Source organism: Pectobacterium sp. S5 (genome assembly GCF_051707265.1).
Taxonomy (GTDB): domain Bacteria; phylum Pseudomonadota; class Gammaproteobacteria; order Enterobacterales; family Enterobacteriaceae; genus Pectobacterium; species Pectobacterium polare.
In genome coordinates this window covers 280664-303524 of the sequence record NZ_JAULSZ010000004.1, presented here as the reverse complement: position 1 = coordinate 303524, position 22861 = coordinate 280664, and the positions used below count along the sequence as shown (strand labels likewise).

At 51.5% G+C, this 22861-nt stretch carries 18 protein-coding genes; 7 read left to right on the top strand and 11 right to left on the bottom strand.

Features of this window, described 5'->3' with window-relative positions; all coding sequences use genetic code 11:
* Positions 1-92: 92 nt before the first annotated feature.
* Positions 93-1628 (bottom strand): exopolyphosphatase, encoded by a 1536-nt coding sequence (gene ppx, locus QWJ20_RS16215; protein ID WP_109411500.1) that lies wholly within the window; start codon positions 1626-1628, stop codon positions 93-95.
* On the bottom strand, positions 1628-3700 hold the full coding sequence (gene ppk1, locus QWJ20_RS16210; protein WP_109411499.1) for a polyphosphate kinase 1: 2073 nt from the start codon (positions 3698-3700) through the stop codon (positions 1628-1630). The genes ppx and ppk1 overlap by 1 nt, the downstream gene beginning before the upstream one ends.
* Positions 3701-4040: 340 nt before the next feature.
* Here ppk1 and QWJ20_RS16205 point away from each other — a divergent pair, with 340 nt between their 5' ends.
* The 4 genes from QWJ20_RS16205 (at position 4041) to QWJ20_RS16190 (ending at position 9252) form a co-directional block, all read left to right on the top strand.
* Positions 4041-6209 (top strand): ABC transporter permease subunit, encoded by a 2169-nt coding sequence (locus QWJ20_RS16205; RefSeq protein ID WP_433993012.1) that lies wholly within the window; start codon positions 4041-4043, stop codon positions 6207-6209.
* Positions 6206-7852, top strand: a complete 1647-nt coding sequence (pstA, locus tag QWJ20_RS16200; protein ID WP_433993011.1) for a phosphate ABC transporter permease PstA — start codon at positions 6206-6208, stop codon at positions 7850-7852. Before QWJ20_RS16205 ends, pstA begins: the two co-directional genes overlap by 4 nt.
* 15 nt (positions 7853-7867) lie before the next feature.
* Positions 7868-8683: a phosphate ABC transporter ATP-binding protein PstB gene (gene pstB / locus QWJ20_RS16195; RefSeq protein WP_039486418.1), complete on the top strand. Its 816-nt coding sequence runs from the start codon at positions 7868-7870 to the stop codon at positions 8681-8683.
* A gap of 131 nt (positions 8684-8814) precedes the next feature.
* Positions 8815-9252 (top strand): helix-turn-helix domain-containing protein, encoded by a 438-nt coding sequence (locus tag QWJ20_RS16190; RefSeq protein WP_010280336.1) that lies wholly within the window; start codon positions 8815-8817, stop codon positions 9250-9252.
* A 115-nt stretch (positions 9253-9367) separates the two neighbouring features.
* Here the strand turns inward: QWJ20_RS16190 and QWJ20_RS16185 are convergent, their stop codons facing one another.
* The 6 genes from QWJ20_RS16185 to ppiB form a co-directional block, all read right to left on the bottom strand.
* A complete protein-coding gene (locus QWJ20_RS16185; protein WP_095700168.1) occupies positions 9368-10735 on the bottom strand; it encodes an L-serine ammonia-lyase in 1368 nt (455 codons plus the stop codon).
* Between the two features lie 68 nt (positions 10736-10803).
* Positions 10804-12093, bottom strand: a complete 1290-nt coding sequence (locus tag QWJ20_RS16180) for an HAAAP family serine/threonine permease (protein WP_095700166.1) — start codon at positions 12091-12093, stop codon at positions 10804-10806.
* Between the two features lie 563 nt (positions 12094-12656).
* Complete coding sequence (gene purK / locus QWJ20_RS16175; RefSeq protein ID WP_433993010.1) at positions 12657-13727, bottom strand: 5-(carboxyamino)imidazole ribonucleotide synthase; 1071 nt, start codon at positions 13725-13727, stop codon at positions 12657-12659.
* Positions 13724-14233 (bottom strand): 5-(carboxyamino)imidazole ribonucleotide mutase, encoded by a 510-nt coding sequence (gene purE / locus QWJ20_RS16170; protein WP_014916138.1) that lies wholly within the window; start codon positions 14231-14233, stop codon positions 13724-13726. Before purE ends, purK begins: the two co-directional genes overlap by 4 nt.
* Before the next feature lie 190 nt (positions 14234-14423).
* Positions 14424-15146: a UDP-2,3-diacylglucosamine diphosphatase gene (gene lpxH / locus QWJ20_RS16165; protein ID WP_109411494.1), complete on the bottom strand. Its 723-nt coding sequence runs from the start codon at positions 15144-15146 to the stop codon at positions 14424-14426.
* Positions 15147-15156: 10 nt separating this feature from the next.
* A complete protein-coding gene (gene ppiB / locus QWJ20_RS16160; RefSeq protein ID WP_095700163.1) occupies positions 15157-15651 on the bottom strand; it encodes a peptidylprolyl isomerase B in 495 nt (164 codons plus the stop codon).
* A gap of 388 nt (positions 15652-16039) precedes the next feature.
* Between ppiB and QWJ20_RS16155 the strand changes: the two genes are divergently transcribed.
* Positions 16040-16471 (top strand): DoxX family protein, encoded by a 432-nt coding sequence (locus QWJ20_RS16155; RefSeq protein ID WP_095995124.1) that lies wholly within the window; start codon positions 16040-16042, stop codon positions 16469-16471.
* A gap of 284 nt (positions 16472-16755) precedes the next feature.
* Entirely contained in the window at positions 16756-18141 is a 1386-nt protein-coding gene (cysS, locus tag QWJ20_RS16150) for a cysteine--tRNA ligase (RefSeq protein ID WP_109411493.1), read from the top strand.
* Positions 18142-18233: 92 nt separating this feature from the next.
* Here cysS and ybcJ read toward each other — a convergent pair whose 3' ends face one another.
* The 3 genes from ybcJ to QWJ20_RS16135 form a co-directional block, all read right to left on the bottom strand.
* Positions 18234-18446, bottom strand: a complete 213-nt coding sequence (gene ybcJ, locus QWJ20_RS16145; RefSeq protein ID WP_039486392.1) for a ribosome-associated protein YbcJ — start codon at positions 18444-18446, stop codon at positions 18234-18236.
* Between the two features lie 161 nt (positions 18447-18607).
* Positions 18608-19471: a bifunctional methylenetetrahydrofolate dehydrogenase/methenyltetrahydrofolate cyclohydrolase FolD gene (folD, locus tag QWJ20_RS16140; RefSeq protein ID WP_433993009.1), complete on the bottom strand. Its 864-nt coding sequence runs from the start codon at positions 19469-19471 to the stop codon at positions 18608-18610.
* Positions 19472-19588: 117 nt separating this feature from the next.
* A complete protein-coding gene (locus tag QWJ20_RS16135) occupies positions 19589-21136 on the bottom strand; it encodes a sensor domain-containing diguanylate cyclase (RefSeq protein WP_433993008.1) in 1548 nt (515 codons plus the stop codon).
* 550 nt (positions 21137-21686) lie between these two features.
* On the opposite strand from QWJ20_RS16135, the gene QWJ20_RS16130 reads away from it, so the two are divergent.
* Positions 21687-22853, top strand: a complete 1167-nt coding sequence (locus tag QWJ20_RS16130) for a nucleotide sugar dehydrogenase (protein WP_174865118.1) — start codon at positions 21687-21689, stop codon at positions 22851-22853.
* The last annotated feature ends 8 nt before the right edge of the window (positions 22854-22861 follow it).

The window sequence follows — 22861 nt, the reverse complement described above, 5'->3', positions numbered from 1 at the left end:
TAACTGGACTTCACCGGCCAGTCTGGTTGCTCGATTTTTCGCCAATTTACTGTTCGATGTAGGCTCGGTTTTCCACATAACGTTTTCATCAATCAGGCTTTTTCTTCCTCAATCATCAGCTTCCAGCCGGTGACGTCCTGCCAATATTCTTGTTCCCGTTCCAAATCCAGCTGTACCAGCGTGTTGTTGGTAAAGAAGTCACGTGGGAAGGTCAGCGTCCAGTAGTTGTCATCGGTATGCAGCCGTAACGATTCCGGCGTTGTCGTTGCCTGACGCTGGTTATTCAACAGCGTGGCAAGGCGCAAAAGCTGCATCATGGGTAAATACTGTTTCTTTTTGAACAGGTTCAACCGCGGCAACTCTTCCAGCTTGATCGCTTTACGGTGCAATCGCACGATCAGGGACAGCACAAGCTGCTGTTCCTGATTGAAACCGGGCAGGTTGGTGTTTTGCAGAATGTAGGCGGAATGGCGATGCATGCCGCTATGGTTAATGCCCAATCCAACCTCATGCAGCATGGAAGCCCAGTTCAAAATAGCCTCAAGCTGTGGATGCACCAGACTAGGATTTTGCTCTGCCCATTGCGCATAAAGTTGCTGCGTGGTTTCCCGCACGCGTCGCGCCTGCTCGCGGTCGATATTGTAATGGGTTGCCAGGCTCTGCGCGGTACGGATACGAATATCCTGATGGCGGAATCGACCTTCCATTTCGTACAGCACGCCTTCACGCAGCGCGCCATCGGACAGGCGTAACTCTTTGATCGCCAATGCATCGAAAATACCACACAGAATAGCCAGACCGGGCACCAGCACCGACTGACGATCCTCGGACAGACCCGGCAGACTCAGCGCTTTGAAGTGCTTAAACTGCAAGATCTGCATGCGTAGCATTTCCAGCCGCTCGGGGGTAATCAGGCCGTCCTTCTCTCCCATCTCCACCAGAATTTCATGCGTGGCTTTGATCGTTCCAGACGCTCCGAGGGCGAATTTCCAGCCGTATATGCGGTATTCCCAGGACAGCGTCTCCAGCTTTTGCGCTGCGGCCAGCCGGGCGCGCTTGAAGTTGGCTTCGCTGATTTCACCGTTTGGGAAAAATTGCTGTGCGAAGCTGACGCACCCCATTCGACGGCTTTCCACCAGCATCGGCTCGAAATCTTCACCGATGACCAGCTCTGTAGAACCGCCGCCGATATCGATGACCAGCTTGCGGCCTTTTTCCGGCTGCGTATGCTCCACGCCCATAAAAATCAGGCGAGCCTCTTCATGGCCGGAAATGATCTCTATCGGATAGGGAATGATGTCCGCCGCGCGGCGCAGAAACTCCTGCGCGTTGGCCGCCTGACGCAGCGCGTGCGTGCCGACGATGGAAACGTTCATTGCGGGGAAGCCTTGCAGACGTTCAGCAAACAGCGCCAGACAGCTCAAGCCGCGCTGAATGGCTTCTTCGCTGAGCATGTTTTTGCTGTCCAGCCCGTCGGCCAGATGCACTCGCTGTTTTAAACGTCCCAATACCTGAAGCGCACCGTTTACCACGCGTGCGATCACCATGTGAAAACTATTGGAGCCCAGGTCGATAGCCGCGAACTCTTGCGGCTTTATCTCGGTTTTTTCATTGTTCGTTAACGGCATTATTCAGGCTTATCTCCAGGTTGCTCCAACGCCTTGATGTAGTCGTAAATGGCATTTTGCGCGCGTACTTTACGCTTGTTGCCGCGTGAGACATAGCGGTTGCTCGACTCTTTATCAATGACACGGGCTTTCACCGTATCACTGAACAGAATATCCAGCGTTTCCAGCACGCGGTTTTTCAAAATGGGATCCAGGATTTCCACTGCGACTTCAATGCGATAATCAATGTTGCGTGTCATCCAGTCGGCGGAAGAGAGGTAGACTTTCTTGTCCCCACCGTTGTTGAAGACATACACCCGATCATGTTCCAGATAGCGGTCAAGAATACTGATGACCTGAATATTTTCGCTGATCCCCGGTAAATTAGGGATAAGCGAACACATGCCACGTACCAGTAGATTGATTTTCACGCCTGCAGAGGAAGCCTGATACAGCTTTTCTGCCAGCCCTTTATCCACCAGATTATTTACCTTAAGCGTAATGCCTGCATCACGATTCGCCAGCGCATTTTCGATCTCGGTATCGATCAGTTGGTAAAGCTTATCGCGGGAGTTTTGTGGTGACACCAGCAGGTGCTCGAAGCTGACCGGGCGGTAGGGGTTTTCAATGAAGTTGAAGACGCGACGGACTTCGTTGGTAATGCGTTCGTCGGCGGTTAACAGCGAGTAATCCGTATACAGACGGGCGGTTTTCTCGTTGAAGTTACCGGTGCCGATGTGCGCGTAACGCACGATGTTTTCCCCTTCGCGGCGGGAAATCAGGAACAGCTTGGCGTGAATCTTCAGCCCTGGCACCGAGAAAATGACGTGTACGCCCGCTTCCGTTAGGCGCTTGGCCCAGTGGATGTTCGCCTCTTCGTCAAAACGTGCCTGTAACTCGACCACTACCGTTACTTTCTTACCGTTGTGCGCCGCATGGATCATCGAGGTAATGATGCGCGAGTCTTTAGCGACGCGGTAAATATTGATTTTGATCGACAGCACGTTGGGGTCGAAAGAGGCTTGTCGTAGCAGTTCCAATACGTGCTCGAAGGTGTGGTACGGGTAATAGAGCAGAACGTCGCGCTCACGGATCGCATCAAACCCATTGCGAAAATTGTTGAACCCGGAGTGCCGCAGGCGGGGCAAGGGTTTGTTGACCAGATTGGCGCGCCCGACGTTCGGGAAAGAAATAAAGTCTTTGAAATTATGATAACGCCCGCCGGGGATAACGGAGTCAAAGGAAGAGATCCCCAGTTTCTCTTGTAGCATCGCGACCATGGCGTCCGGCATGTCGCGCTGATACACGAATCTCACCGGCTCGGCGGTTAAGCGCTGCTTCAGGCTGGAAGACATCAATTCCAGCAGGCTGGATTCCATTTCCGTCACCAGATCGTATTCCGCATCGCGCGTCATCTTCATGGAGTACGCGTTCAGCGCATCATAGTCAAAGAAGCCCTTGAAGATATCATCCAGACAATAACGCAGAATGTTATCGATGAGGATCATGGTCTTACGACGGCGCGGCGCTTCTGCTGGCAGGTTGACGAAGCGCGGTATTTTATCCGAAGGAATTTCCAGCAGGGCGTAACTGATCTCATCGCCACGAATAATTTCGACGGCAAGATAGGTATAGTTATCCTTCAGGAACTCCACCAGATTGGTTTCGTTAAAGATGAGTATTGGCGTGATATGCGGGCGCAGATATTGCCGGAAGTAGTCCCTCAGCCACTCTTGCTGATTAGGGGAAACCTGACGCTCATTGACCAAAAAAATCTGGTTACGCGCCATCTCCAGCAGCAGCTCGTTGTACAGGCTATCGAAGATTTGATCGGTTTTGAGAACACGCGCCTGAATTTTGCCTAAAAGGTGCCGCAGATTGCCGTCCAGACCTTGTTCTTCGTTAATCAGAATGCGTCTTTTCAAATCGGCAAAACGGACTTTATAAAATTCATCAAGGTTGCTGGAGTAAATGCCAAGAAAGCGCATGCGTTCGATTAACGGATTGCTTTTATCTGCTGCTTCCTGAAGTACTCGTTCATTAAAGGATAACCAACTTAATTCTTTCTCTATGTAGAGTTTGTCCTGACCCATTGTCACTCCGCTCAACTCATGTACTGAAGGTTCATCCAATATTCATACCCTTCCTCTGTGGGGATAGGGTACAACAACATTATGGCGTGTTGATGACGATACCCGTCATATTTCGAGCTGTCTGTACGTTGGCTACCCTTACTCACCCCAGTCACTTACTAAAGTAAGCTCCTGAGGACTCCCTCGGTTGCCGCCTTCATACGGCTGGAACTATTTAGGGTATAAAATCTAATTCATAGACAGACTTACCATTGTCATATTATGGGCGTAAAGGCAACATATGCTACCCGCAATACGTTAGCAACACGACTCTGGCGGCTTCACTCTAACGGCGAGAATAATGGTAAACACAGGCAACACATCACAGTATCGGGATCGTCGGCGAGCGTGGATCGATCGTTTGGTTCACCGCATTGTTGCGGGCAGTGGGCTGCTGGTGCTGGCTATGCTGTTATTAATCTTCTTCTATCTACTGTATGTGGTGACGCCACTGTTCCTTTCCCCCACCGTTAACGGGCAAAAAACGGTGCAACGCCACAGTGCGGAGCCGTCGTTGGCGTTGGGGCTTAGCGACAACGGGCAAATCGGGTTTCGCATCGACAGTCAGGGCTATGGCGAGTTTATTCCGTTTGCGGAAAACCAGCCTATGTCGCGTATTCAACTGATTCCCGCGCTGAGTTTATTGGCGCAGAGTCAGGGTGAGCGACAGGTTTATGCCCTGAGTCAGCCTGATGGCCGTATAATTTTCGTGCAGCCTGTTTTATCACGTACGGAAAACCGTTCTCCTGTCTGGGATTATCCGCTGGGTGAGCAGGCATATTCGCTTGGGTTACCTGCGCAGCCGCTGCGTCATCTCGCTGTGGCTGCGGTGAGTGAAAAGCATGTTGTTGTGGCGGCGATTGTGCAGGAAAATACCTTGATTATCGCTGATATTGATAAAAATGGCGTGCGGCAACGGGCACAGATTACGCTTCCGGCGGGTACGATTAGCCAACTGCTGCTAACGCCAGACGGGCAGCAGGTGTATTTGCTCAGCGGCAGCACATTAACGTTGTGGCAGGTGGGCGCGAATGCGCTGACGCTGCGGGAAGAGCGCCAGTTACAGCTGGCTGAACCGCTGCATCTGGCGCTGTTGTCCGGTGGACGATCGCTGTTGGTGCAGTCTGCTGACGGGCGGATTAGCCAATGGTTTGACGTTCCGGGCGAAAAGGGCGCGATGCTGACAGAGACGCGTCAGTTTCCGCACGTTGTGGGCGAGTCGGTGTTGTTGGCAACAGAGGCGCAGCGACGAGTCTTTGCCACATTGAATGCACAGGGAGAGCTGTCGCTGTTTGCCAGTAAACAGTCGCATGCGCTACTGACGCAGACGCTACTGGCACATGCACAAAAGCTGGCGTTTTCGCCACGCGGTTCTGCCATGCTGGTTGAAACGGCGCAGGGTTGGCATCGCTATCGGGTTGATAACCCGTATCCCGATATTGGCTGGCGCGGGCTGTGGCAAAAACTGTGGTACGAAAACTACCCAGAGCCTGCCTATATCTGGCAATCTACGTCAGCGGATGACAGCTATCAAGCCAAATTCAGCATGATGCCGCTGATGTTGGGCACGATGAAAGCGGCGATTTACGCCATGCTATTTGCTACGCCGTTGGCGCTGTCTGCCGCGATTTATACCGCCTGCTTTATGTCGCCGACGCTGCGACGCTGGATTAAACCTACGCTGGAAATCATGGGCGCCCTGCCGACGGTGGTCGTCGGCCTGATTGCGGCTATCTGGCTGGCCCCGCATTTTGCGACCTATCTGTCCGCGATTCTGGTCATGCCGATTCTATGGATGCTGGCCGTGCTCGGCTGCGGCTGGCTGATTGAGTGCCTGCCGATGCGCTGGCGCGTCCGTTTCCCTGCGGGCTGGGACGTGCTATTCCTCATCCCCACGATCTTGCTGACATTTGTGCTCGGCTGCTGGCTTGCGCCGCGAATGGAAATCTGGGTGCTGGGGCAGCCGCTGTACCAGTGGTTAGGCGATGATTTTGTGCAACGTAATACGCTGGTGGCGGGTGTTGCTCTCGGCTTCGCGCTGATCCCGCTGATTTTTTCGCTAGCGGAAGATGCGCTGTTCAGCGTACCGGCTCGCTTAAGTCAGGGATCGTTGGCGCTGGGGGCGACGGCGTGGCAAACCCTGTGGCGCGTCGTATTGCCGTCCGCCAGCGCCGGGATTTTCGCCGCGCTGATGCTGAGTTTTGGTCGCGCCGTGGGGGAAACCATGATTGTGCTCATGGCGACGGGCAATACGCCGATTATGGATGAAGGTTTGCTTCAGGGGCTGCGTTCGCTGGCGGCGAATATCGCGATTGAAATGCCGGAAGCGGTGACGAACAGCGGTCACTATCGGGTGCTGTTCTTAACGGCATTAACGCTGTTTGTTTTCACGTTCATTGTTAATACGCTGGCTGAAACTATCCGGCAGCGCTTACGCCAACGCTACCGTGATGAAGGAGAGAACGCGTGAAGCGCTGGTTCCGTTCGGGAAGGCCCTGGGTGTGGCTGACCGCATCGTCAATTTCCATTAGCCTGCTGGCGATGTTGGCAATCATTGTGTTGCTGGCCGGGCAGGGCATGCGCTATCTGTGGCCGCAGCCCGTCTGGCTGCTGACGTTGCAGTCTGAACAGGGTGCGCAGCGTGCACTGATAGGGGAAATTTATGCCGAGCAGACGCTTTCGCGCCAGCAACTGGAACAGGCTGGTTTGTCCTCTTCGTCTGAGGATGATGAAACACGCTATTTGATCAAAATTGGCCAGCGTGAAATTCATGGGCAGAGCTTTCGCACGCTGCTGTCGCGCGACATTGTCCGCTTTGATAAACCCGCCGACATTCTGGTGTTGAAGCGGACGAACAATGGCACTGCCTATGGTTATCTGGCTGGCATGCTGGAGGGCGAGCAGCCGCTGGTGGCAACGGATCTCCCCGCCACCTTACAGCATCGTGTCGAGCAGGTGCAGGGATTGCTTGCGAAGACGCAGGCCATTCGTATGGGAGAGATGGCGAAGATCAACCAGCAGTTTGAGACGCTGCGGCTGGAAGAGAAAAAGCGGCAGCAGGCCAAGACGCTGGATAATCAAGCGCTGGCGCGTCTTCAGGCTGAACGTATTGAACTGCAACGTCGCTTTGATGAGCTGTCGCGCCAGCTAACCTCACTCAATCTGGACATTAATCGCGATACCGTGCAATTACGGGACGCGAACGGCAGCGTCCATCTTATTCCGCTCAGGGATATCGAACAGGCCTGGTACCCTAACGCGATGAGCCTGTGGGAAAAAGCCAGCCATTGGGGCGCTCAGGCGAAATACATGCTGGTGCACTACTCGCCGGACAGCAACAGCGCGGGCCACCTTTTCCCCGCCATTTTTGGCACCGTGCTGATGGTGGTGTTGATGTCCATTGTGGTGATGCCGTTGGGGGTGATCGCCGCGGTTTATCTGCATGAGTACGCGGGGAAAAATAGCTTAACGCGCTGGGTGCGAATTGCCGTAGTCAATCTGGCTGGGGTGCCTTCCATTGTTTACGGCGTGTTCGGGTTAGGTTTTTTTGTTTATCTCATCGGTGGCACGTTGGATCAGCTGTTCTATTCCGAAGCGCTGCCGAATCCGACGTTTGGTACGCCGGGGCTGCTGTGGGCGTCGCTGACGCTGGCACTGCTGACGCTGCCGGTGGTGATTGTGGCGACGGAGGAAGGGCTGTCGCGCATTCCGATGTCTGTGCGCCACGGTTCACTGGCGCTGGGGGCTACCAAAGCCGAAACGCTGTGGCACGTCGTGCTGCCGATGGCGGTTCCCGCGATGATGACGGGCTTGATCCTCGCCGTGGCGCGTGCCGCAGGGGAAACCGCGCCGCTGATGTTGGTCGGCGTGGTGAAGTCGGTGCCGGTTTTACCGGTTGATGACATTTTCCCTTATTTGCATCTTGAGCGAAAATTTATGCATCTGGGATTCCAAATCTACGATCTGGCGTTCCAAAGCCCGGACGTGGAAGCGGCAAGGCCGCTGGTGTACATCACCGCACTGCTGCTGGTGTTGATCGTCGTTGGGTTGAACCTTGCAGCGATTGGGATTCGCCATGTTCTGCGTGAGAAATACCGTTCGTTATCACTCTGAAAGTAGGATGAAGTTATGGGATTTATGACACAAAAGGAGATGGCACCGCTGCCTGATGTTCATCAACTGAGTGATGAGCAGACGACGTTAACCGTGGAACATCTGAATCTTTACTATGGCGACAAGCAGGCACTGAACGATATTTCGATTCGGATTCCGAAGAATCAGGTGACGGCGCTGATTGGCCCGTCGGGCTGCGGTAAATCCACGCTGTTACGCTGCTTTAATCGCATGAACGATCTGGTGGATGACTGCCGCACCGAGGGCGATATCCGGCTGAACGGTATGCCTATTAACGACCCGCAGTTGGATGTTGCCACGTTGCGCCGTCGGGTTGGTATGGTTTTTCAACGACCGAACCCGTTTCCCAAGTCGATTTATGAAAACGTGATTTATGGCCTGAGATTGCAGGGGCTACGCGATCGCCGCTTTCTGGATGATGCCGTTGAGCGGGCGCTACGTGCGGCGGCGCTTTGGCATGAGGTAAAGGATCGGTTGAGCGACAACGCGCTGACGCTATCCAGCGGGCAGCAGCAGCGTTTGGTGATCGCCCGGGCTATCGCCATTGAACCGGAAGTATTGTTGCTGGACGAACCGACCTCCGCACTCGATCCGATTTCGACGCTGGTTGTCGAGGAACTGATGGGAACGCTAAAGCAGCATTTCACGCTGGTGCTGGTGACGCACAACATGCAGCAGGCCGCGCGCGTGTCTGATTACACCGCGTTTATCAATCAGGGAAAACTGATCGAGTACAACCGTACGGACGATCTGTTTACTTCTCCGACGCAGCGCCGCACAGAGGATTATATTACCGGACGCTTTGGGTGAAATTTCATCAGGGCGCCGTATTTAAATGACCTAAAAAAATTATGGATACCGTTCATCAATTGTCCGTGCCATTTGAAAAATTGATGATAAAATGCGCGCAAATTTTTTGACTCTGGCAAGTGGCGGGTAAGATGAAATTCAGTACCATGAACGAAGGTGAAATTATTACCGAGCTGTGCCGGAGAATAAAAGACTCCAGAATTCAGCAGCGTTTATCGCAGGTCGATCTTGCCGAACGGGCGGGGCTGGGAATTGCAACGATCAAGCGTGCGGAAATGGGCGAATCCATTACGCTCAGCAGCCTGCTCTCCATTCTGCGCGGATTAAATCGTCTGCATCAGATTGAAGGCGTGCTCTTCGATGCGGAAGTGGAATCCTTCCATGCGCAGATCAGCGGTGAGAAAAAACAGACGCCGCTGCGTATCAGAAAGAAAGCTGCGACCTTTCCTGCCAAAGCGCTCACCAAGCATGAAAATATCAAGAAACCGGCGAATAGCACCGTGGACTGGTATATCGCGGCGGCTGAAAACAACATTGTCTGGTCGCTGCCTGAAAGCGATAAAAAATAAAGGGTTAATGCAAATGCATTAACCCTTATGTATGAACCCCTACGCATGAACCCTGATTGTCGCGTTAAGCCACTTGGTATTTAACGCGACAAGGCAAGTTTATTTCCTGCCATGACTACTCGCACAGCACGACTTTAATTGCCAAACCACCGCGAGACGTTTCACGGTACTTGGCGTTCATGTCTTTGCCTGTTTCATACATGGTTTCAACGACCTTATCCAGCGATACGCGTGGCTCGCTGGTACGGCGCATTGCCATTCTGGCGGCGTTGATCGCCTTCACAGAGGCAATGGCGTTGCGTTCAATGCACGGCACCTGAACTTGACCCGCTACCGGGTCGCATGTCAGCCCCAGATTATGCTCCATGCCGATTTCCGCCGCGATGCATACCTGTTCAGGGCTAGCGCCGAGTAGTTCAGCCAGACCGGCTGCGGCCATCGAACAGGCCACGCCGACTTCTCCCTGACAGCCCACTTCCGCACCGGAAATAGAGGCGTTCATTTTGTAGAGCATGCCGATAGCGCCGGATGCCAGGAAGTAACGCAGGTAAGATTCCGGGGTAACTGGTTGAACGTAGCGATCGTAATAGGCCAGCACGGCGGGAATAATGCCGCACGCGCCGTTAGTTGGTGCGGTGACGACGCGTCCGCCAGCCGCATTTTCTTCCGACACGGCCATCGCGAACATGTTCACCCAGTCCATCGCATCCATCGGGTCGTTAGAAAAACGATCGTTGATGAACAGCAGGCGATGCAGCGCTGATGCCCGACGGGGAACGCGTAATGGGCCGGGCAACACGCCTTCCGTATTCATGCCGCGATGCATGCAGTCCTGCATGGTTTTCCATACGTCGGCAAAATAGTGCTCAAGCGCTTCCCGACCATGCATCGCAATCTCGTTTTTCAGGACGATGGCGGATAAAGATAGGCAGTGATCGTGACAGTGTTGCAGCAGCTTCTGGGCAGAAAAGAACGGGTAGGGCGCGCTTTCCTCTGCCAGATTGGGTTTGCCGAAGTTTTCCTGATCGACGACGAATCCGCCCCCGATGGAGTAATACGTTTTGCTATAGACCAATTCTTGCTGGTTATAGGCGCGAATGGTCATGCCGTTTTCATGCAGCGGCAGGTTTTCCGGCTGGAAACGCAGGGAGGATTCCAGCGGGAAGCTGACCTCATACTGACCGTTGAGCATCGGCAGGCGCTGAGTGTCTTTCACCTGTTGAATAAACGCCGGAATACTATCGATATTTACGCTATCCGGCAGATTACCCGCGAGCCCCATAATGATAGCGATATCGGTGTGGTGCCCTTTCCCTGTCAGGGAAAGTGAGCCGTAAATATCAACGACAATGCGTGTCACCGATGAGATAAGCGCGTGGTTCACCAGATCGTCGGTGAACATTTTACCCGCTTTCATTGGGCCGACAGTATGAGAGCTGGACGGGCCGATACCGATTTTGAAGATATCAAATACGCTGACCATAGCGATTTCCTTGAAAAAAAACGCCGGTCGTTAAACAACGTGCCGGCGTTAAATTAGGGTGGGGGGGCTTACAGCAGATCGCGCAGGCTGTAAACGATGGCGGAAATAGCGATCAGTCCCATCAGGGTGACAAAGACGTTGCTGATGTGGCCGCTGTATTTCTTCATCGCTGGGACTTTCTGGATGGCGTACATCGGCATCAGGAACAGCAGGCACGCGATAATCGGGCCGCCTAACGTTTCGATCATGCCCAGAATGCTTGGGTTCAGCGTCGCAACAATCCAGGTGGTGATCAGCATGAACAGCGCGGTGATGCGGTTCAATTTGGTGTTGGAAATGGTTTTGCCTCTGCTGCGCAGGGATTTCACGATCATGCCGTTAAAACCTTCGCCTGCACCCAGATAGTGACCCAGGAACGATTTAGAGATCGCGATGGTGGCAATAACTGGAGCCAGATAGCCGATTACCGGGTTGTTAAAGTGGTTCGCCAGATAGGACAGAATGGAAATGTTCTGTGTTTTCGCTTCCATCAGCTCAACTGGAGAAAGGCTCAGTACGCAGCTGAAGACGAAGAACATCACGGTCAGCACCATCATGATGTGGCTGTATGACAGAATGCGTGAGCATTTTTGCTCTGCGTCATCGCCGTATTCTTTACGTTTGGCAACGGCGAAAGAGGAGATGATTGGCGAGTGGTTGAAGGAGAAAACCATCACCGGAATAGCCAGCCATAGTGTTGCCAACAGACCGTTGCCCGTGACGCTGGAACTCAAAGAAATGTTTTCAAAAACAGAGGTGTTCCAGTTCGGAATTAAATAAAGCGCCAGCAACATCAGCACGGCAACAAACGGGTAAACCAGAATGCTCATTGCCTTAACGATCATCGCTTCACCGAAGCGGACAATAAACATTAATCCGAGAATCAATATTAATGACAGCAGGGCACGTGGCGGAGAAGGCAAATGCAATTGGTGAGTAATAAAGCTATCTACCGTATTGGTGATGGCGACGCTATAAACTAATAGGATCGGATAGATAGCGAAAAAATAAAGCAAAGTGATTAATTTACCTGCACCAACGCCGAAATGTTCTTCAACGACTTCGGTAATATCTTCGCCACCTTTCTTGCCGGATAATACAAAACGGCATAATGCACGGTGAGAATAATATGTCATCGGGAAGGCAATCAGCGCCATGATAATTAACGGAATTAATCCACCAATACCGGCATTGATAGGTAAGAATAACACGCCAGCGCCGATGGCCGTGCCATAGAGGCCCAGCATCCAGACGGTGTCGCTTTTACGCCATCCTGAAGCCTGTTCTAACACCTGGCTGCTATCTTGAATGGTGCTCATATACTGATCTCTCCTCGGTGAACATATTAATACCCTGTTACAAGAGTATTGCCACATGATGTGGATTATAAAAATTACAGTATCGGCAAGTTGCCGTTACGGAGTTTAAAAAACAAACGAGACATGTTGCTAATTATGTCAGTAGGTCAATACTGTTTTGTGGCGGCATTCTATATCGTGGTGGTCAGCGAATAATATTGAGGCGATCACAGAAATGAATTGACGGGAAATATTTTAATAAATTTCCGCGCAAATTAAAATATCAATCTTGATACTTTATTTTAAATATTTTTAACGGCTCGTTATTGATACTTTATTTAATTGCTGAGTGATGAAAAATGAACAATAAATAAAATAAAGGGCAGATGAAATAATAAACGCAATTTTGCTGATGTCACGCGCAATGATGGTTTTTCTCTTTTGGGGACATCTCGATGGTGCGGTTCCTGCTTTTGCATCACATCACATCGTGTCGTAAGCCGATGCGTTGTTATCGGATGCACTGTTATCTGATAAATCGTTATCCGGCAGATTGCACCTGCCGGATAACGGTCACCGAGCTATCAGGCGGAGAGTTTTTCTTCTGCCCACGCCAGACCGCTGTGGTATTCCTCTGGTAATAGAGGCGCCAGCGATTGCAACGTGCGTTGCAACTGTGCGGTGTCCGACGACGGTAGATTGAGGTGCCCAACTTTGCGGCCAGGACGAACCTCTTTCTCATACCAGTGCAGATGCACCAGCGGCAGCGCCAGCCAGTCGATATTCACGTCAGTGCCGATCAGGTTGACCATCACCGACGGTGTTTCGACAACCGGTACCGGCAGCGGCAGGTCCAGAATGGCGCGCAGATGCAGCTCAAACTGGCTGATTGACGCGCCATTTTGCGTCCAGTGTCCGCTATTGTGTACGCGTGGAGCCAGCTCGTTAATAAGCAGGCGATCGCCGACAATAAAGCATTCCATCGCCATCACGCCCACATAACCCAGCGCATTCATGATTGCGGACAGCATCTGTTCGGCCTGCTGCTGCAACTGCGGATCGGGTTGAGGGAAGGCCACGCTGGTGCGCAGAATGCCGTCCTGATGCAGGTTATGAGTGAGCGGGTAGAACACACATTTGCCGTGCGTATTGCGGGCACCCACCAGCGAGACTTCGCCGGAAAAGTTAATGCCCTGCTCAACGATGCACTCGCCATAGCAGTCAGCGGGCAGCGTGTGCTGTTCGCCATCGCGCAAGCGCCACTGTCCACGACCGTCGTAACCGCCGACGCGACGTTTAACGATCGCTAATTCACCCAATGAGGTGAAGACGTGTGGCCATTCATCGGCGCTAGCCAGCAGTTGCCACGGGGCGGTTGCCAGATTCAGCGAGTCCAGCAGTTGCTTTTGCGTCAGGCGATCGGCCAGACGCGGGAAAATATCGCGGTTTGCAAACGCCGTGTGCTCGGCCAACTCGCGGGTGAGGGCGGTTTCTGGCCAGCGTTCGATCTCGGCGGTAATGACACTGTTATGAAACGGAACCGACTCCGGCTCTGCATCCAGCCCCACTGGGTAAACCGCAATACCAAGCGGCTCGCCAGCCTGACGCAGCATTCTGCCTAACTGACCATTGCCTAATACGCAGACCGGTTTCATGCCTCCTCCCGCGGATCGGGATGAGAGAGCACATCATCGGTTTGCGCCTGACGCCAGTCTGCCAGTCGGGTAGCAATGCCATTATCATGCAGGGCGAGAATTTGTGCGGCCAGCAGAGCCGCATTCGCTGCGCCCGCTTTGCCAATGGCCAACGTGCCGACCGGAATACCGCGAGGCATTTGGACGATGGAATACAGGCTGTCTACACCGCTCAGCGTTGAGCTTTGTACCGGCACGCCAAGCACGGGAACCAGCGTTTTTGCTGCCAGCATACCCGGCAGGTGTGCTGCGCCGCCTGCGCCCGCGATAATCACATCAAAACCGTTCTGTGCCGCTTGCTCAGCAAAGCTGAACAGCTTATCCGGCGTCCGGTGTGCGGAAACGACTTCGGTGTGAAAAGGAATGTTCAGCGTGGTGAGGATTTCCGCAGCAAACTGCATGGTGGCCCAGTCACTCTTTGAACCCATGACGATGGCAATTTTAGCCGGGGCAACGTTGGATGACATGCCTGTAATGCTCCTGTAGTTGTACCTGTAATTGTACGTGTTCGTGACGCGTTCGCGTCGGCCAGACAGGGAGGGTCTGGCGTTGAGGGCGTAGAGCATATCACGCCATTATGGCGAGGAAAACGGTTGCGTATGCGGAAATGCTGGGGGAGTAAGGCGAGAGACCGTTAAGTCAATGTCAGGCAACGCATTAAAATGGGAAGGAAATCAGTTCGATATTTTGTGGCGTGACCTTAATCATCGACCCTTCTTCATGCCAGGCGCCGAGAACGGCGCGACGACCAGAAGATTCGCCGAGATCGACCTGATGAATGGCTGGGCGATGCGTGTGGCCGTGGATCATCGTCTCCACCTGATAATGCCGCAAGCGTTCCAGTACGGCATCGTGATTGACATCCATAATCTGCTGCGACTTTTTCTGGTTTTCATGCTGGCTGGTTGCCCGCATCTTCGCCGCAATTTTCATCCGTAATGACAGCGGCAATAGCAGGAAGAGTCGCTGAATGAACGGGTTGTGTACCCGACGGCGGAATTGCTGGTAATGCTGATCGTCAGTGCACAGGGTATCGCCATGCAGAATGAGGATCTTCTGACCGTAGAGGTCGAGCACCGTTTCCGTCGGCAGCAGCGTCATTCCGCTTTGTTTGGCGAAACGCTTACCGATCAGGAAATCACGGTTACCGTGCACGAAATAGCAGGGAATGCCGCGCTGATGTAAGGCATACAGTTCCGCGGCGACAGTCGCATGCAGCGGCTGGGGATCGTCGTCACCGATCCAGGCGTCGAACAGGTCGCCAAGTATGTATAGCGCATCGGCATCAATCGCATCATGGCGTAAAAAACGCAGAAAACCGGCGGTAATCGCCGGTTCATGAATACTTAAATGCAGATCGGCAATGAACAGCGTTGCCATGCAGGTCAGATTATTCGCTGACCGTTACGTGGGTAATTACCACGTCTTCTTTCGGTACGTCCTGGTGCATGCCGCTGCGGCCAGTTGCCACGCCTTTGATTTTATCAACAACGTCCATGCCTTCGGTGACTTCAGCGAATACGCAGTAGCCCCAACCATCGGCACGCTCTGAACGGAAGTTCAGGAAATCGTTATCAACGAGGTTGATAAAGAACTGGGCAGTTGCCGAGTGCGGATCGTTGGTACGCGCCATCGCCAGCGTGCCACGGGTATTTTTCAGACCGTTGTTGGCTTCATTTTTGATTGTCGCATTGGTTTCTTTCTGATCCATGCCAGGAGCGAAGCCGCCGCCCTGAATCATAAAACCATTAATCACGCGGTGAAAAATCGTGTTGTCATAAAAACCGCCGCGGCAGTAGTTCAGGAAATTTTCTACGGTAACCGGCGCCTTGTCTGCAAACGTATTAATAACGATATCGCCGTGGTTGGTATGAAGCGTAATCATAATAATGAACCCTAGATAGCCTTAGTGATAAGAGCGCTGTTATAGCATAACTGGTCGATTGAGTCAGTACTTCGCGCTTACCGCACCGCTGTTGGCGGTTGGATGGATGAGAAAATCGTATAAAAAGGTTTACTACTCTGATTTTGGTAGGCGTCACATAATATGTGTGCTTAATAATAGTGCGCAATAAGGTGTTAATCAGGCAATGAGGACTTTTAAAAACAAATAAATTGATCAAAATTTCAAATAACAGTTAATTAATTTGAATGAGATTTTTGTTGCCCCAGATCAATGTTTTGCGTAATCAACGTGTTCTTTTTTTACGGCTCAGATTAATCTGAGAGTAATTCTTATTCTTCATAAATAACTCTAAAGAGATAGGTGAACTATGCTGGGTATTCTGGATAGTGTTAATCGTTTATTAGACAAACCGGATTTTGGCAAACTGTTTTTGCGCGTATCTTTCAGCGTTCTGATGCTGTTTCATGGTTGGCACAAGGTGCATGGCGGCATCGGTGGTATTGAAGGCATGCTCGCGTCGGCTGGGCTCCCTGCTTTTATTGGCTACGGTGTCTATGTTGGGGAAGTCATCATACCAATCCTGATGATTCTCGGCATTTTTACACGCCCTTCCGCGTTGATTTTCTCCTTCACGATGGTTGTCGCGACGCTGCTGGTTCACCCAGAGGGTTTCTTCACGCTGGCCAAAACCGGTGCCTGGGGTGTTGAAGGTACGGCGGTGTTCTTCTTCGCGGGTATCGCAATTGCCCTGCTCGGCAGCGGAAAATACTCTGTGATGTCCAATCCGCGCTGGCGTTAATGGTTTTTTGTTAGCTGAACGTTTTTTCGTCAGCAACGTCGATTATATGAAATGGCCCGGAAATCCGGGCCATTTCATTTTTATCCTTTCTCGCTTATTCCCTCTTCTTAACCTTGCAATACAATAGGGTTCAGGTTTCAATACCCCGTTGGGGTGTAAACCCTGAATGCATTGATGTTACTGACGCTACCTGCGACGGTGATTGACCTATCGTGTGAACGCAATGCTTTTTGAAAACCATTTTTTTGTGAAAACCATTTTTATAAAAACACTGGAACGCCCTGATGCTAAAGATTTTTAATACGCTGAGTCGCCAAAAAGAGGAATTTAAACCTATCCACGCCGGTCAGGTGGGAATGTATGTGTGTGGCATCACCGTTTATGACCTGTGTCATATCGGTCACGGGCGTACTTTCGTGGCGTTTGATGTGGTGGCGCGGTATTTGCGGTATCTGGGATATTCACTGAAATATGTGCGTAATGTCACCGATATTGACGACAAAATTATTAAACGTGCGATCGAAAATGGGGAAACCAGCGACCAACTGACGACCCGTATGATCGCAGAGATGCACGCTGATTTTGATGCGTTGAATATTCTGCGCCCGGATGCCGAACCGCGTGCGACGCACCATATTGCCGACATCATCGAAATGGTGGAAGCGCTGATTGCCCGTCGCCACGCCTATGTTGCGAGTAATGGCGATGTGATGTTCTCCGTTGATACCGCGCCGGGTTACGGTGTGCTGTCTCGTCAGGATCTGGATCAGTTGCAGGCTGGCGCGCGCGTTGAAATTACCGAAGTGAAGCGTAATCCGATGGATTTCGTGCTGTGGAAAATGTCCAAGCCGGGTGAACCACACTGGTCCTCTCCGTGGGGAGAAGGGCGCCCTGGCTGGCACATCGAATGTTCTGCCATGAACTGCAAACAGCTGGGTACGCATTTTGATATTCACGGCGGCGGTTCAGATTTGATGTTCCCACACCACGAAAACGAGATCGCGCAGTCTAGCTGTGCACATGACGGCTCGTATGTGAATTACTGGATGCACTCCGGCATGGTGATGGTTGACCGCGAAAAGATGTCAAAGTCGCTCAACAATTTCTTCACCGTACGCGACGTGCTGGCGTATTACGACCCAGAAACCGTGCGTTACTTCCTGATGTCAGGCCACTACCGTAGCCAGTTGAACTACAGCGAAGACAACCTGAAACAGGCGCGATCGGCATTGGAACGTTTGTATATCGCGTTGCGTGGAATGGATCTCAGCGTTGCGGCGCACGGTGGTGACGAGTTTGAAGCCCGTTTCCGCGAAGCGATGGACGACGATTTCAACACGCCGGAAGCCTACTCGGTACTGTTTGATATGGCGCGTGAAGTTAACCGCCTGAAAACGGAAGATGTACAAGCGGCGAACCAGCTGGCATCGGCACTGCGTAAACTGTCAGGCGTGCTTGGCCTGCTGGAACAAGATCCTGAGCAGTTCCTGCAAAATGGTGCGCAGGTGGATAACGATGAAGTGAAAGAAATCGAAGCGTTAATCCAACAGCGTAAAGATGCGCGTGCGGCGAAAGACTGGGCGCTGGCGGATCAGGCTCGCGATCGCTTGAATGAAATGGGGATCGTGCTGGAAGATGGTCCGCAGGGAACGATCTGGCGCCGTAAGTAACGCTTTCTTCCTGTAACACGCTTTCAGTAAATAAAAAGCCCGCAAGAATAACATTGCGGGCTTTTTTTTCGCCGTGAGCGATGCCGTAAAGGTTACTCAGCGACTTTTACCGTCTCGCCGTTGAACTGAACGGTTTGCCCAGCAACGATTTTGCAGCGCTTGCGTGTTTCCGTCTGGCCGTCAACAGTCACGTCGCCTGCGGCGATAGACAGTTTGGCTGCTGCGCCACTTTCACTCCAGCCCAGCAGTTTCAAGAGATCACACAGTTCAACGTGCGGATGCTTTTCAAGATTAAAGGTTGCCATAAATTCCTGCTTATTCGTGTTTGACCTAATGTATCCTAAATAATTCGAGTTGCGTGAAGGCGACAACCGCACGAGTCCCCAGGAGCTTACATAAGTAAGTGACTGGGGTGAGTAAGGGCAGTCAACGCACAAGCAACTTGAAGTATGACGGGTATCGCCAATTATTCGGCGTGGTCATGATACTCTTCGCACGCCTGTAGCGTGTTTTGAATCAGTGTTGCAACGGTCATTGGGCCGACGCCGCCCGGTACGGGGCTGATGTAAGACGCTCTTTCCTGCGCCGTTTCAAATTCCACATCGCCGACCACTTTACCGCTTTCCAGACGGTTGATACCCACGTCCAGCACAATCGCGCCCGGTTTAATCCATTCGCCGGGGATGAAGCCCGGTTTACCCACCGCGACGACCAGCAAATCGGCGTTTTCAATATGGTGGCGCAGATTTTTGGTGAAGCGGTGCGTGACGGTCGTGGTGCAGCCAGCCAGCAGCAGTTCCAGACTCATCGGACGGCCAACAATATTGGACGCACCGACGACAACGGCATTCAGCCCGAAGGTGTCGATATTATAACGCTCCAACAGCGTGATGATGCCGCGTGGCGTACAGGCGCGCAGCATGGGCGCACGCTGGCACAGACGACCCACGTTGTAAGGATGGAAGCCATCCACATCTTTACTTGGCGCGATGCGTTCAATCACCTTGGTGTTATCGATGCCTTCCGGCAGCGGAAGCTGAACCAGAATACCGTCAATCGTCTGGTCGGCGTTGAGCTGGTCGATAAGTGCCAACAGCTCAGATTCCGTTGTGGTGATGGGCAAATCATAAGAGCGGGAAATAAAACCGACTTCTTCACACACCTTGCGCTTGCTGGCGACATAAATCTGTGACGCCGGATTCTCGCCGACCAGCACAACAGCTAGGCCTGGTGCGCGTTTTCCTTCTGCCAAACGCTGCGTGACTCGTGCGGCAACTTCGTCTTTGACCTGCTGCGCAATCGTTTTACCATCAATAATCTTTACTGCCATCTGAGAAGAGACCCATCAATTTGAAATAGGGGGAGATGGCCGCTATTTTGTCAGAAGCTGCGCGTGCTGTCAGGTATTGCATCAACATTAATTGTTTCTGCATTAAGACTGAAAGCGCTATTCACTCACCTCGATACGGTTTTTACCGCCATTTTTGGCGCGATACAGCGCGGCATCGGCTATATCGATAACGGATGACGCCGCGGGTGGCGGGCTATCGGCGCAGAACACGTAGACACCGGCGCTAATGGTGACGATTTTTTCCGGGAATAGCGTGGTTTCATGCGGGATCTTTTCTTCACGGACTAAATCCAGCGCGCGCTGAGCCAGCGCGGCGGCGCTTTGTTTATCGGTCTCGGTGATGATGATCGCGAACTCCTCACCGCCATAGCGAGCGACCAAATCCTCGTTACGCCGCAGCATATTGCTCAGGAGGTTACCAATCTTGCGCAGACACTCATCGCCTGCCACATGCCCATAGTGGTCGTTATATTTCTTGAAAGCGTCGACATCGATCATGATCAACGCGATACACTGCCGCTTCTCCGCTGCCTGCAATAGGGTTTGTTGCAGGAAAATATCGAACTGGCGGCGGTTGGCTAAGCCCGTCAGGCCATCGAACAGCGCCAGCGTTTGCAGCGTGTGGTTAACCGACGTCAGTTCATCGCGCACGATGGTTAAATCGATCTGATTTTTCAAATTCATACGAATCTGTTTCAGCACGATCAGACCGAGTAGGATAATCGTGAACAGCAGAATTAAGGTAATGGCACCGTAGACCAGACTGTCTGCTCTCCATTTTTCGAGCACTAGCCCAAGATCGTAGCCGGCTGCGATGACGATGGGGTAGCGCTTTAATTTGGTGTAACCATAAATACGTTCGATGTGATCGAGCGTGGAGACAAAGGTTGCCGTGCCACTTTCGGACTGTTTCAGATGCTCTGAAAAGAGCGGGCCGTTAGACACATTGCGGTTGACGTATGAATCGTCGTAAGGTCGGCCGTACAGGATTCGCCCATCGGACAGGAGAATGGCGAGCACATCCATGTTCCCCAGCGAGTAGTAACCATAATACTGTTTGAAGTAGTTCAGCGAGAGGGTAGCGAGTAACACGCCGTCAAAACTGCCGTCTGGCTTATTGATACGCATAGAAACGGGGATGATCAGATCGCCCGTCGAGCGGCTTTGAATCACGCTGCCGATGTACATGGAATGGTTGACGTTGTTTTGGTGATACTTGAAATACTCTCGGTCGGCGTTATTGGCATTGACGGGTTTTATTATGCCGGAGTTCACCAGCCATTCGCCTTTGCTGTCGTAAATAAAGAGGCCATGCAACTGCGGCAGCGCTGTTTTACGGCTTTTTAGAATATCGCCCAGGCGGTTCAATTGTGTGGGTGATTGGCCATCCTGTTCGATGCGCTCTTGTAAATCCTGTAGCAATATATCGACTTGTAAAAACGTATCTTCGGCATGGCGGGCCAGCGACAGCGACAGGTTTTTGGCGTTTCGCTCTGTGGAATCGACAAGCTGTTGGTGAGAATTGAAGACAGCCCATCCGTTCAGCGCCACGACAGTTGCGATGATGAATAACATAAAAACAATCATCAATTTTTGGAGCGGCATTTGATACTGGTTGGCTCTGTCGTGCGTGCTGGCCTTCATTGTCCTTCCCATCCTTAGCCAGAGAGATGACTGATGATAAGTGTAGACGCTCTCGCCATTTGCGCTGTTATTGATGAGATTTTCTTATGTTTTTTGTCGGTTATTATCGAATAATAATCCGCTTCGATAATAAAGTAACGTCTCTACACACTATCTCCATATAGCGTTGATAAAAACTTGAAAATGAACCTGTATCATCGTGTTTATTCGTAAAAATCATCTAAGATAAATGACGTTGTGTTACATAACGGGATGAAAATTTGTTTTCACGCTAATGGTTTAAAAAAGTCACAAGGTGTAAGAAGATCTTTATTTTTCATTAAATACGCTATGTTTAATTAGCGTTTAACTGGAATTGCTAATGATAAGGATGTTGTGCTTCTGACGTTATCGACGGATAAGGGAAGAGTGTATTTGTGAATGATAGAGAGGCATCGCGGGAGAGGAACAAGAAATAAATTGACATGTTACCCCTCTATTCAGATGAAAACAGAAGAAAGATACTGCGGCGAAATAGGTTTTTAGCCAGTAATGAAATAAAGAGCCCTTCATGAAAATAGCGATTAGCGGAACGGGATATGTCGGTTTATCGAATGGATTATTATTAGCGCAACAGCATCAGGTTGTGGCGTTGGATATTGTGGCTGAAAAAGTGGCACTGTTGAATCAAAGAAAATCGCCGATTAATGACGCCGAGATTGAGCGTTTTTTACAACATGAATCGCTGAATTTTTCCGCTACGCTGGATAAGCATGAGGCGTATACCGATGCGCAGTTCGTGATTATCGCTACGCCGACGGATTACGATCCGCAAACCAATTATTTCAACACGTCGTCGGTAGAGGCGGTCATTCGCGACGTGCTGGCGATTAATCCGCAGGCCATTATGGTGATTAAATCGACGGTGCCCGTTGGCTTCACCGAGAAAATCAGCCAGCAGTTGGATACGGATAACATCATTTTTTCGCCCGAATTTTTGCGTGAGGGCAAGGCGCTACACGACAATCTTTACCCGTCGCGGATTGTAGTGGGCGAGCGGTCGGAAAGGGCACGATTCTTCGCTAACCTATTGATGGAATGCGCATTAAAAAAAGATATTCGCGTGCTGTTTACCGACCCAACTGAAGCTGAAGCGATAAAATTGTTTGCAAATACCTTTCTGGCGATGCGCGTGGCCTACTTTAACGAGTTGGACAGCTATGCCGAATCGCTGGGGCTGAATACCCGGCAGATTATTGAAGGCGTGTGCCTCGATCCTCGCATCGGCGATTACTACAACAATCCGTCGTTCGGCTATGGCGGCTACTGTTTACCGAAGGATACCCGACAGCTTTTGGCGAATTATCGTACCGTGCCGAATAACCTGATCAAGGCTATCGTGGACGCTAACCATACGCGAAAAGACTTTATTGCCGACACGATTATCCGCCGTCACCCGAAAACCGTCGGCGTCCACCGCCTCATCATGAAAGCGGGATCGGATAATTTTCGCTTTTCTTCCATTCAGGGGATTATGAAAAGGATAAAAGCGAAAGGAATCAAAGTGGTAATTTATGAGCCTGGGATTGATGATGATGATTTTTTAGATTTTCCTATCATTCATCAACTCGACAGTTTTAAACAGCAGTGTGACATTATTATTACCAATCGCTATGCCGATGAATTAAAAGATGTGATGGGCAAAGTCTATACGCGAGACTTATTTGGCGAGGATTGATTTCTTGC